The following is a 12936-nucleotide window of genomic DNA, read 5'->3' as shown; positions in this document are numbered from 1 at the left end:
CTCTACTTCAACTTTATCTGGCTTATGGTCAAATTCAAAGACTCGATTTTTACACTGAACATAATAAAAGTCCGGATCATCAACACAATTTCCGATCAGATATTTAACGTTTCCAGATTCCCACTGGTCAATCAGAATGCAGAGATGGCCATCCAGTGTAAGCTGTTCCTGTACTACCTGTTCTTTTTCATGCTGCAGTTTTTCATGCTGCAGGTTTCTGACTTGGTTTGTAAATCCATCCAAAATAGTTGGGTGGGTGTTTAAGATCAGTGTATTGCTCCATTCTCCTTCTGTAAGGATGGAACTCGCCCATTCTTTGTTTCTTAGAGAAAACCGACCTTCCTTCCATGCCTGCACAATGGTATTGGCCAAAACAAATTGTACACAGTCTATGCCGTATTTTTCTACAATTTCAGATACCGTATTTTGTGGAACGGAAAATCCATTGTATTTTTCGGCAATCTGTTTTTCGATCTCCTGTTTGCACTCTAACCGGATTCCGTTATTCAGCCGGGTAATTTCGGCTTCTTTTGCCTTTTTTTCCTGTTCTTTTTTATAATTCTTATACTCTTCTTTTTCCTGTGGTGAAAAGTATTTGTCTGCATAAATCAGCTCGCAGATTCTTTCTTCTACGACATTCCAATTTAAAAGGACTTTTGTATATGGATTTAAAAGGCTTCCTTTCTCCAGGAGAATACCTTTCGCATCATGTTCACTGTTGGAACTACTATTGCCAGGTAACGCACCGGATTGGCCACCAATCCCATATTCTTTTTTCAGAAAGTCTGCATTTTCTTTCTGGTTATGCAGGTCCATGAAATATTCGTAGATTCGAAATTTTCCATCTGCAAAACCACTTCCAATGCAAAGGGCATAGTCGATTTCGTCCTGTGTGATGAAATCTTCCTGTCTGACATCTACCGTATCATGAAGTGGAAAATGAATTCTCTCCCTGTCAAGATCCGCGATTTCGGATAATAGATATCCTGGAGATTTCACAGTTTTCGGCTTTAATTCTCCATAGGAAATCCGTGCATCGACATCTTCCAAAAAGCTTTCCAGCTGTTCTCTTCCTTCATGCGTAGAAAGAAGAGTTTCTATTTTTTCTATACTGTTAAGTTCTTCCGGTACATCATCTATCCAATCACGGAGAAAATAGCCGATCTGATAAGATACCCTCTCCATCTCTGTTTTGTCTACGAGTGCTGCCTCGTTCGCATCCATATACAAGCCATACGTAATCATGGCGTGAATGTACTTTTCGATTTGATCCCAGCTTAATGTTGTAACTACAGATTCCGCTGCCTGCATACCATAACCGGCAGTCATTCCGTTTTCATCAAACCATACAGATATTGGATGACCGTGTAATTCAAAACCTTTGCCGACCTGACCATATTCTTTTTTCAGGAAAGCAATTATTTCATCGGTACTTTTTCCTTCGGTATATTTGGCGTAAATCCGTTTCCGGCTATCTTTTTGCCCGCCACCACTTCGGATGATTACTTCAAGATCGGTTTCCGGCAAATAGAAAGCAGCGGGCATAGTATATTTTTTACTTGCTTCCGCTGCTGTAATTGATCCTCTCTGTTCCTCTGCTGATGGAAACAGACTTAATTGTGTGTATGATTCCTCTGGTTTTACAAAATTGGTCGGCTGTAAATCAGTTCTTTCAGTACGACTTCCTCCGCCCGGCTCTGGATGCTGTTCATCTTCTTCACCCAAAGCATCTGATCCTGTGCTTTGAGCTGTTCGTTTACTCCTTCTTTCTCCGCCATCTGGGATGTCAGGACTTCCATCCTCTCTCTTGCCTGTTCCTGAATCTCGAGAAGATGTGCTTTCAGCGTTCCTTCCAGAAACATTGCTGTTCTCGCCCCATCGTATCTCTCCCTCAGAAATTTGTCCCTCAGAAGTCCGTATTTCGTTACCATTCCCTCCGGTTCCGGATTTGCTTTCAGTTTCGGAATCAGATAATCTCCCATCTGTTCGTATTCCAGGTCCATTTTGTTTTCCTCCTTCAATATTATCTTTATCTTTGGAATTACCCTCTTGCAAACTTTCACGCTTTAAAGCATTATATCGCGGTTGTGGTGCATTTGCAAGTTCTTTTTTGGAGATTTCTTTTTCCTGTTCTTTCTCGCGAAGTTTATCATAAATGCGTACTGTTTTTCCGATTTCTGCAAGAACACCTCTGGAAGAATCATTAATTTTTGTTCCTAATACTGACAATGTTTTAATAGAAACAAACTGATTGATATAATCAAATGAAAATTCATGATCGGAAATTTCTATTCCACAGGCCGATAAAATTGTAAAAGAAACACTTTCCGATATAAGTTTTTTTAAGCAAAGAGCAAAGTCCTGTTCGCTCAGTTTATCAAATCCTATCCTATCCTGTAAATCCGGATAATCAATTTGAAGTTCTGTATAGGCATCCGCCGCGAGCTGATCTGAAATTTCAATAATTCTTTCTTCAAAGGGTTTTGTGCTGTCTGTACTGCCATATATTTGTTCGAGCCTATGCAGTACATCACTTTTATGCTCTTCCCGCAGTTTCCACGCCTTCGGATAACGTCCATTTGGCTTTACAGCATGAACATTCGAAACATCAAATACATATTTAAGCTTATGACCGTATGTTGCAGTATCATCCGGAAGTGCAATTCCTGAAGATCCTTTATTTACCCAGCAGTTCATACGTTTATTCCATATCTCGATGGAAGCACACGCTGTTGCATCCGGATTCTGTGCATAAATCAGAAGCTGTTCTTTAAACGGATATTTATAAATCCGTGCAGCGGAGGTCAGGAACTTCATCCAGGATTCCCGGTTCTGTGAAACCCTTTTAGCTGTTTTTTCTGCAAGATTCACTATGTATTCATATTTATCCATCTTATTTTCCTTCTACTATTGTGGCCGACAATATAATTGCGGCGAAAGATTTGATTGTGACATTGCCTGTTTACATACCCCTCTGGATTCATCTGCAGCATGAACCATTTCACCATTTCCAAGATATATGGCAACATGGGATATATTCCTGTATTTTCCGTTGGCCGAATAAGAATAAAAGATCAAGTCTCCCGGCTGCAGTTCACTATAGCTGACAGTCATTCCTTTGTTTACCAGGCATTCTGCTTCGCTTGCTGCATCCATTCCATTCAGATAAGTAATACCAGCTGCAGCATAACTCCGGTAAACCAGGGAAGAACAATCATACCATCCCGGATCATCTCTTCTGCTTTGGGAATAACCACTTCCTACAGCATTCAGAGCTGCCTGCACGGCAGCATTTCCGGACTCTCCGGCACCTATGCTTTTTTTCCAGGACCAGTCAATCCCACCGGCACCATTTTCGGATGGTGCATAAATGTCAAGCGTCCCATCAAGCTGCGCCAGGCAATCCGCTTTCTCATAGCTCCACCTGGATACGTTCGGTCTGCGGGCGATCATGGCATCATATGCCCTTTCAATAATTTCCCGGTCCGTTGATGCAGATGTTGTTCCATCAAAATATCTTTTCAGGCTTACAACATATTTTCCATCTCTGTTGCCAAAAGAAAGAACGCAGCCTTTCAAAGCATCAGACGCGTTTGTAAAATCAAAACCATAATATTCTGTCAGTGATGTAAGAAGTGGCTGCAGTGTTTGTGTATAGACGTATTCGCACTGGGCTGCCTCAAATGCAATCTTATGTTCTATGCAGATCGAATGCCATGCCCCGTAAAATCCGGCGTTATTTTTTAGTTCTGTGGTCATGCCAAGATATGGTTCAAACGGACCATATGTAGTTGGATCTTTTTCATAGCACCACCGAACAAACGGCCCAAGCTCATAACGATTATCGAACTGAAATTCACCACATGCATTTCCGCCATCGCCACCAACCTGATCCGGGTTTCCGCCGGATTCATATTTTGCCGCCAGATAACAGGCTCCATCATAAGCGGAAGAAGCACTTTGACGTTCAGCCTTTACCCCAAGAAACAGAAGACTCAAAAGAAGAAAAAGCGAAATAATCGGAAGCAGCAATAAAACATTGGATGCTATAATTTTAATGATGCCTGCGGATATTTTCGCCGTATTAATGACTCCATGCCGAAGTAGCATCCGCTGTTGATAATCAGCCCTTTTTTTTATCTCTTCTTCGTTCCCGGATAACCGGAGGGATTGAACGGTTGTATGGAAGTTCTTTGTTCTCCGAAACCATTTTAAGGATGTTCTAATTTTTCCCTCTTTACGAGAACTTTTTTCATCCTTTTTTCCTCTGCGGTCATTAGAATCTTTTTCATTCTTTCCTGACTTTTCTGTATCACTTTCTTTCCGATTTTTCTTTTTGGCTTTCCGTTTTTCACTTCCGGAATCATCCTCTGAGTCCTCTTCCTCAGCATGATCCATTTCTTTATTCCATTCCTCTGCCGCCTGGGACGGTTTTATTTCCTGCCTATTTTTATCTTCTGCCGGATTCTTTTCAGATGTTTCTTCTGTATGTTCCTTATTTTTTATTTCCTTCTTCTGATTGGACGTTTTCTCCTCATCTTCACCAAGAGTTTCCTTTTCCTCTTCTGTTGAAGATTCTTCTGAAATTTCACTATCTTCCGAAGTATTTTTACTCGTGATTTTTTCTTTTTTTCGATTCTTTTTTAATTTTGCCAGATATATAAGTGTTTTTGATTTTTTTAAATCATTCTGGGAATCCGGCTCATCATCTTCAACCTCTTTTTCTACATTCGCTGCTGTCATACCATGCAGCATGGATGCAGTATTCAAACTTTGATGCTGCTGTCTGAAAGTTTTACTCTGGTTGGATGATAATTCTTCCCCTTTAGAATCTTGTACTGTGGATGATTGTATCCTGCCAATCGTATATTTTCGGCTGAAATCCTTCTTTTTTTCTCTCTCATCCGTATTACTTTCTTCCTCTTCTTGTTGAAAAAGTGTCGGTTTTCCAGACAACGGATTTCCGTTTCGCTTCTCCTCTATTCCAATGCCCTGTGTGTTTTCTGTATCTTGCCGCCGCAGATATTTCCACATGGCCAGACGCATACTTTGTCGTTTTTCTTCTTTTATGTCATTATTTTCCGACATTTCCAGCTGTTCAGTATTCGGGATGGAAGCTCTCATCTTGGCTGCAGCATATTTTTTACCGTGATTTTCCTGAATCCGATTCTCTGATGCAGCCTCAATATTATCTTCCCGTTCTGAACCTGTACTTTTTAAAATAAAATGGGTTGTTTGTTGCTTCTCTTCTGCATGGGAACGTCCCGCTTCTGTTTGCACATATTTCTGTGTTGCCAGTCGTATACTTTTCAACTGCTGTTCCCGGGCAACTTGTCTGTCCGGTTTTTCTGGTATTTTATACGTCTCTGAAACAGGTGCATGGAACTGTGCAGCTTTCGCCTCATATTTTTCACTGGAGCCATTATATACAGGCTGTTCCGGTACATAATTTGATTCATTCTTATGCCACAGGATTTCCGGTTGTACAGCAGCCTGTTCCGTATGTCCAGTGTTTTCCGGCAAGATACTTTGTGTATTTACTTGATTTTCCGGCTGCAAATATTTCTGCGTCGCCAGACGCATATTTTGCAGCTGTTGTTCCCGCGTAATATGGTTTCCTGTTATTTCCTGCGTTTCAGAGTGGCTCATAACAGATCGTATCTCTGACGCAGTATAGATTGCAGAAGTAGCACTGTGTACCGTCTTTTCCACAGATCCTGTTTTAACTTCCCGCTGTTTTGCCTGCCATGCAACTTCCGTGTGCTTGTCTTTTGGTGTCATGCGTTATCCTTCCTTTAGTTTTCCGGCATACGGTAACAACCTTGGATCTTTTCGATATATCCTTTTTTCACAAGAGATTCCAGTATCTCTTCTGCCTGTTTATTGGAAACACCGCATAAAATTCCGGCACCATAGCAATCCAGCCATTCATCACATTCGTCAGCTTCTTGTACTTTATGGTACATGAACAGCTCTTCTTCACTGATTGGCTCTTCTACTTCGCCATTTAAAAGCTCAACAGACTCTTTGTCTGGATCAGTGTCAAATGTTGACACCGAGTCTCTGTTTTCATCCGTGTCAATCTTTGACACGGATTCCAGATCATCTTCATGTTCATCTTGATCCGCTTCCTGGCTGTAAAATACGTTCCGATTTTCGGCAGCGGCTTCATGGAAGTTTGTACTGTAGAAATGATACAGCGGATTGTCCCGGCTAATCGTCGAATCACACTGCAAAATATGCCCGCCCCAGACAATCAAACTCTGGCCCGGTGTCGGATCAGAAAGCGCTTCAAACTCTTTCTGTGATAACTCCATAATCTGCAGCAATTCGTTCCGATCATCACCGGCCTGGTCAAGCAGCACCTTGAAATCGGAGTTTGATACAATCTCCATAATTTTCCGGTTGGCCGTTGCTGCTGAAACGTTCTGCAGACAGATCGTACAGATACCACCAAGTTTACGGTACGTCAGATACGCCTTTTCCAGCTCATTACAACTTGTCTCATGGCGGCAGACATATTGAGCCTCGTCAACGATAAAATGCGTTGCCCTTTGCTGTTCAACGTTGTAGGAAAAACGCTGCGTTAAAACATGCATGATTGTTATCATCAGCGGTTCCCACATCAATTCAGGGATATTTTTCATTCCAAATGCAACAAACCGGCTGCTGGTAGACAGTGTACTTTGTCCTTCCAATGTCAAAAAGCTATGCTTTGTATAAGCCTCCAGTGATCCATACAAATCACGCGCTTCCGGTTCCCGCTGTTTCTGGAAAATTGCTTCCAAATCAGAAAGCACCGGGGATATCGGTTTCTTTTTTGAAAACGTATTCTGATATAATTCCTCAACGCACCGGTAAATCAACGATTTATGGATACCGTTTGGACGTATACCGGTCATGATACTGTACAGAAATGCTTCCATATACTGCAGCTGGGAAAGGATATATTCTTCACGGCCCTTTGCATTCTTTTGCAGCAAAGATTCCGGAATCTCAAGAGGGTTCAGGCGCAGATCCGGATCAGAAAGATCAAAATACTGACCGCGGAATCTCTGGGTGATTCCCTTCATCTCATTCTGCGGATCAATCAGGAAAATATCATCTGTACTGTTAATCAATGTTTGTCCGATTTCCGTAATTTTCAGCAGCATGGACTTTCCAGAACCAGTGTGGCCAAAAATAACACCATTACTGTTTTTCAATGTCTTTCGGTTTCCAATGATCGGATTTCTGGTTTTTTTATTTATACCATACCATGTTCCGCCAGGCTGGATCAGATCCCAGGAATAGAATGGCTGGAATGCCAGATAAGAACTTGTCAGGACGGAACGCATATTATTTACACGCCTCGCTCCGATCGGAAGCAACGTATTCAGTGCCTGAATTTGCTGATCGTAGTAAGGAACAATCTGTATAGAATGTTTCCGGCAGCGGCGTCTGACTTCTGCCGTGTTTGCATCCAGTTCCTCTTTATTTGCTCCACGCACTGCCAACAGGATTCCTACATAGAAGCCATTTTCATCATCTTCCTCGATCTGATCCATATATTTTTTCAGATTGGCCTGCTTCTTTTTCTTTGCATAGGACGGCTCACTATAGAAGTTACCCATACTTGCATTGGCCTGTACTTCCTGCCCGATCGCATTTTCATTGTAGAAATTCGTGTTGCTGATTTTTCCACGTAACACTTCCCGTGGGATATATGCCGTATCTATGGTAAGGCAGGTATAAAACGGAAAATCTGTCAGTTCAAAAATCAACTTTTCTTCATTCAATCTGGTTGGCAGAACCGCAGCAAAAAGAATCCGCATACACTCTTCATCAAATTCCATGTAGCTTTTGTGATTCCGCACAGAATGTGGAAGGATTGAATTGCGAAAATCTCTTCCGGCCTGTACCATATCCTGAAACGGGAGAATAAAACTTTCCTCTCCATCATCTGTGAAAAAGTAATTTCTGATTTTCTGAAACCGCTGCACAGCGTTTAAAGGAACCAATTCCGAACCCATTGCATGAAAGATTGGAAGTGCTGTATGCTCGAATGTATCAAACCATCCTTCCGCTTCTTCTATTGACCGGCAATTTGCACTCACAGTCAAATAACGCTGTTTTCGAACGTTTTCCTGTCCCTTTTCAAGAGATTTTTTAATCATTTCGTTATTGTAGCGGGCCAGCTCTGGATACTCACTTTTATTTTCATCCTGCAACAGAGATTTCTGGAAATTTGTTACGTCCCGTGGTTCACACTGTATTGTGATCTTGAAATCTGTGTCCATGGAATTTAGAAATTTCCGTAGTTGAAACAGGATGCCGTCTTTTTGCTGCTTGTCCTGATCCACATAGTTTAAGTCTGAAAAAGAATACACACGATCAAATTTTCTCCGCTTTTTCCCTGCCCCGTTATTCGGTTCTATTTCAAATATTCCATTTTCGTGTACACCTGCAATATCCAGCATTTGTTGAATACTGGCCGGTGTCTGGTAAACTGGCTGTGTACATTTTTTATATCGGATAAATTCCTCATTCGAAAAAAATCCCATTCTGTTCCATCCTTTCCAAGTATATAAAAAAGTCGGGATTTTTCCCGATCATTATTTTTCTTTTTTCAAATAATTTTTTCTTGCCTGGTTATATTCGTCACTTTTCCAAACAAGTTTGGCTGTGGACTTTCTGTATTTTCTTGCCCGGTAAAACTCTATTGCAGAAAGCCCGCTACGTGACTTCCATACCTGACTGAAAATGATAGCTGCAGCAACAGCAGTTCCAATCAAAAATGATATATATAAGTTCCATCCAAGTATAAAATACAACAAGATAATGATAATACCACAGGAGACAGCAGAAACGGCCATCACACCTAACTCTCTTGCTGTAAGTCCTTTCCAGATGCTATCCTTATATGCACCAAAATCTTCATTCATGTTTACCATAAGCTATGTCCTTCCTACTATTAAAATCCAAATGCTCTTCGAATCATCGCATCCGTATCAGATACTGATCCCGTTATAATAAGGATACCAAGAATAGCTTGAAGTCCTTCCCATCCTTGTGATCCCAACATTCCGCCCAATATATCTTCTGATGCAGTAGGGAACAGCCCACCGGCATTTATTAAAATTGTTCCAAGTCGCATCATTAGCATGATTCCTGTCATTTCAAACAATGCACAAAGAAATGTACGGACCCAGCTTGATCCAGTATGTCCAATTTCATGTGGGCCTGCATAAGTGGAAAGTGCAAGTGGTGCAACAGCCATATAAAAAAACAATTTAAGGAAAACCCTATAAACCGTCCATAATGTAAGAACTGCGCCACCCAGGCAGATAAAGAAAAACACAATGCCAAACAGATTTCCAAAAATAAGTCCGGATCCACTCATTTCCCAGTCATCCCCTACTCTTATAACCAGTGAAGCGGCATCTTCCGGAACAATAATACCAAAAAATGCTTGTTCAATTTCAATCAAAAAAACGAGTATATTCGTGAGATTTAAAAAAACAGCATCCACAAGTGCCAGCTTGATAAAAAACTGGATGCTTGCTTCCATGGTCATTCCGTGTTTAATATCCGTTGTTTCTTTGAAAAAATTAACCATAAAGAAAACACTTACAAGTGTCGCACCTAGAATCTGTAGTGCCTGGAAAATCCGGTATGCTTCATCCCAAAGTTCACCACCTGCCAAACTTTGTGGACTCGTTTGCAGCATATCAAACGCATATGCAATTAATGAATTCCAAACATTGCACCCAAGGGAAAAGAAACCACTTCCCGCAAAAACCGTTTTGAAAAAATCTAATATCTCATTTATCATATTTTCTCCATAAGAAAAAGGAGGATATTCCCTCCCTTTTCATTATCCCTTCAGAGCAGTTGTAATTACCGGAGCAACCAGCATAACTAACGCACCGCCAATCCCTTTTAAAGATCTTGTAATAGCACCTCCGCCTTCCTGTGCCTGCATGGAAGCTCCAAATTCAAATGCGTGCCATAATAAAATAACACCACCCACAGATTGTACCACAGCGCTGATCAGATTCCATAAAATTTCAAATTTCGCATTTATTGCGGCCGTTGCATCTGCAAAAACCATTGGCGCACCTACTCCCTGCAGGAACATCAAAAACGCAAAGCAAGCCGTATATTCCGTGACTTTTTTCAGTTTCTTTTTTACTTCGATTGGCTTTTTCATATCTTTTACCTCTTTTTGATCTAAAAATAGCCCGCACCAAATTTTGGTGCAGGCCTTATTTTCGTTTGTTCTTTCGTGTCAATCCTTCACACGACATTTTTTAATCGTCATCATCATCATCATGTTTGTGAAATCTTCCAATTAAAAATGCAATAACACATCCTACCATCGCTATAATCGGGATAATATACTGAATCGGCATTCTCTATTTTCCTCCTTTTTCTTCCTGTTTCAGAACCGGAAACTGGGGCAATCCAGTACACAATTCCAGTCCATTAAATTCTTGTTTTTCAATTATTTGCTGATAATCTACTGTCACAGTAACGAAATATACTTTTTGATTGTTGGCATCCCGGCCTTCCTCTGTATGAAGATGTCCCTGGACAAACACTGTCGTTCCTTTTTTTATTCTCTGAAATGTTATCATTGCCCGTTCTCCAAAGGCGACACAGTACATGTAATCGGAATAAGAACTTTTCGGTCGCTGCACGGCCAAGATGTACCGGCATGTTGGAACTGATCTCCCTCTCCTGTCTTTTTCATAGGAAAATTGTGGGACGCAGGTGCAAACACCCTGGATTCTAATCTGATTCATGTTTGCCCTCCTTATACCAGATTGCCAGTTGTATTTTCTTGACGGTAAGGCAGCCTCCGGTATCGCAGAACTTCCATCCGCAGTAAATCATCCCGCAGGGTTTCTGCATCCATGCCCTCAAATAAAATGTCAAGGGTTGTCTCAAAATCCCGGTAACGGCTGCGCTGGCTGTACGTAAGTGCCTTTTCAATCCTTTCCAGAATCGGACCATTTTCATAAATTTCCTGCAATTCTAAAAGGGATTGCTGCAGTGTGTCTTTTCGCCGGAAATGTTCTATCATCCGGCTTTTAAATTCTGCCACATCAGCCGGGTTTAACACTTCCGGTTCCGTGTCAATGTTTGACACGGGAACTTCTTCTTTATCATTCGGAAGTTCTTCCGGCGCATTTTCCGTTTTTTCCTCTTCTATGACAGGTATATTCTTTTTTCGTTTTAAATCTGGAACATTTAAAACATTTTTCAGCTTTTTGGTATCAACCCCAAGCTTTTTTTCCAACGGCTCTTCTTGAGTTTCTTCCTTTTTCTGTTTTCGCTCTTGTATTAAACTGATTACAGCTGTTGCTGCAAAACCAAACGCTGCGATCGCAAGCACCGCGGTCATCAAGTAATATGGATTTCCCAAAAATGACTTTATACTTTCCATGGCCGATCTCCTTTACTTGAAATTCCGTGATGCATCTACTGCAAGTTCTACCAGCTCCTCTGCCGAAATTCTTCTGTCATACCATCCGGTCAGAACTGCCGCTTTTTCGTATTCATCATAAGATGCCTTATATTCCGGCATTTCTGCGTTCATCTGGTAGATGACTTCTTTTAAGTTCTTGGTTTCGCGGCGTGGAACACTGATTTCATAGCATGGAAGGGAATCAAAGCGGAAATGATAATTCTTTTCGCCACATACCGCATCTACAATAATTCCATCCGTATTATGGCGGGTTGTCACATTTTCGAACTCTGGCAGTGTCAGCAAGTAATTCTGCAGTTCTTCTGCACTTAAATCGTGGCTTTCCGGCTGATTACTGTTTTCTTCCAGCTGTCTCTGTAATTCTTCCTTGTCTTTTGCCTGATCATCCAGATCTCTCTGCAAAGATTTTACCTGCTTATTTAGTTCAATGACTTTTCCTTGGAGTTCTCCATTCCGTTTTCGCAACTTTTCTTCTACTTCCGGATCAGTGCTGCTATCTTCTGCTTTTAACTGCAGGTTCGCAAGTTCATCTTCCTTTGCATCAAAATCTTTCTGTAATTTTTCCATCTGTTCCATTTTGGAATCACGTTCTTTCTCTGCCATGGAAAGACGGCTCTGCAATGTTTCAATTTTCGCCTGCAGTTCTGTTTCCTTATCCGTTGGAAGTGACATATCCGGATACAGTTTTAAATTTTCCTGCATCATCTTAAGGTTATCCCTCTCTGCCTGCAGCTCAATACTTAAGTTCTGTGCCTGCAGCTTTTCCATTTGCAGTTCCTGCCGTTTCTTAATCAGCTCATTTTCCTGTTCCTGCTTTGCTTTCGCCAGGGATTCTTTTGTTTCCTGTTCCCAGGTTTTTAAAGCAGTTTCCTGTTTTTCCATGTCCTCTACTTTAGCTGCAAGAGCATCCTGGATCTGGTCCAGTTCTTTTTCCCGGTTATCCAGATCTGTTGCTTTCTGTTCCTGGCTATTTTTCTGCTTTTCCAATGCATTTGCAAGAGACTGCAGCTGCTTGGAACGGTCATCGAACAGCTTTTCACGTTTTTTATATTGCTCTTCTCGTTCCTGATACAGCTGATTCATTTTTTCGGCCATACTTAATGTATTTTCATCCATGACGTATCCTTTCTTCGGGCGCTTAGCCAATATCTTTCTTACTCTTTTTTCGTATTGCAGTAAGAAACATCAATACACTCCAACTGCCGATAAAAAAAACGGCAAAAAAACAGATATGATTCCTATCTGCGTATCCACCGGATCAGCCTTTAAAATCATACCTTCTGTATCTGTGTCAATGTTTGACACCTGTTTTGTGGTTTCCATATCGGTGTCAACGTTTGACACCGCTTGTGGCTTTTCCGTACTCGTGTCAACGTTTGACACCGCTTGTGGCTTTTCCGTACTCGTGTCAACGTTTGACACCGCTTTGGGATTTTCCGTATCCGTGTCAATGTTTGACACCG

The 12936-nt window shown here is 41.3% G+C and carries 9 protein-coding genes and 1 pseudogene; all 10 read right to left on the bottom strand.

What is annotated here, in order from left to right; genetic code table 11:
* Positions 1 to 225: 225 nt before the first annotated feature.
* Positions 226 to 816, bottom strand: a pseudogene (locus DXA93_RS20415) (DUF3849 domain-containing protein); the annotation flags it as partial.
* 2091 nt (positions 817 to 2907) lie between these two features.
* On the bottom strand, positions 2908 to 5781 hold the full coding sequence (locus DXA93_RS01770; protein ID WP_117812934.1) for a C40 family peptidase: 2874 nt from the start codon (positions 5779 to 5781) through the stop codon (positions 2908 to 2910).
* 14 nt (positions 5782 to 5795) lie between these two features.
* Entirely contained in the window at positions 5796 to 8543 is a 2748-nt protein-coding gene (locus DXA93_RS01765) for a VirB4-like conjugal transfer ATPase, CD1110 family (RefSeq protein ID WP_118659171.1), read from the bottom strand.
* A gap of 51 nt (positions 8544 to 8594) precedes the next feature.
* On the bottom strand, positions 8595 to 8933 hold the full coding sequence (locus DXA93_RS01760; protein ID WP_117805197.1) for a PrgI family mobile element protein: 339 nt from the start codon (positions 8931 to 8933) through the stop codon (positions 8595 to 8597).
* 20 nt (positions 8934 to 8953) lie between these two features.
* Positions 8954 to 9814, bottom strand: coding sequence for a hypothetical protein (locus DXA93_RS01755; RefSeq protein ID WP_119207652.1), 861 nt, complete (start codon positions 9812 to 9814; stop codon positions 8954 to 8956).
* Positions 9815 to 9856: 42 nt separating this feature from the next.
* Positions 9857 to 10192 (bottom strand): hypothetical protein, encoded by a 336-nt coding sequence (locus DXA93_RS01750; RefSeq protein WP_119207651.1) that lies wholly within the window; start codon positions 10190 to 10192, stop codon positions 9857 to 9859.
* A 205-nt stretch (positions 10193 to 10397) separates the two neighbouring features.
* Complete coding sequence (locus DXA93_RS01745) at positions 10398 to 10787, bottom strand: single-stranded DNA-binding protein (protein ID WP_119207650.1); 390 nt, start codon at positions 10785 to 10787, stop codon at positions 10398 to 10400.
* Between the two features lie 11 nt (positions 10788 to 10798).
* Positions 10799 to 11431 (bottom strand): hypothetical protein, encoded by a 633-nt coding sequence (locus DXA93_RS01740; protein WP_119207649.1) that lies wholly within the window; start codon positions 11429 to 11431, stop codon positions 10799 to 10801.
* Positions 11432 to 11443: 12 nt separating this feature from the next.
* On the bottom strand, positions 11444 to 12589 hold the full coding sequence (locus tag DXA93_RS01735) for a hypothetical protein (RefSeq protein ID WP_119207648.1): 1146 nt from the start codon (positions 12587 to 12589) through the stop codon (positions 11444 to 11446).
* A 69-nt stretch (positions 12590 to 12658) separates the two neighbouring features.
* Positions 12659 to 12934, bottom strand: a complete 276-nt coding sequence (locus DXA93_RS17605; RefSeq protein ID WP_147399491.1) for a hypothetical protein — start codon at positions 12932 to 12934, stop codon at positions 12659 to 12661.
* Positions 12935 to 12936 lie beyond the last annotated feature (2 nt).

This window comes from Blautia sp. OF09-25XD (genome assembly GCF_003482095.1).
Classification (GTDB): Bacteria; Bacillota; Clostridia; order Lachnospirales; family Lachnospiraceae; genus Fusicatenibacter; species Fusicatenibacter saccharivorans.
This window is presented reverse-complemented; position numbering and strand designations above follow the sequence as displayed.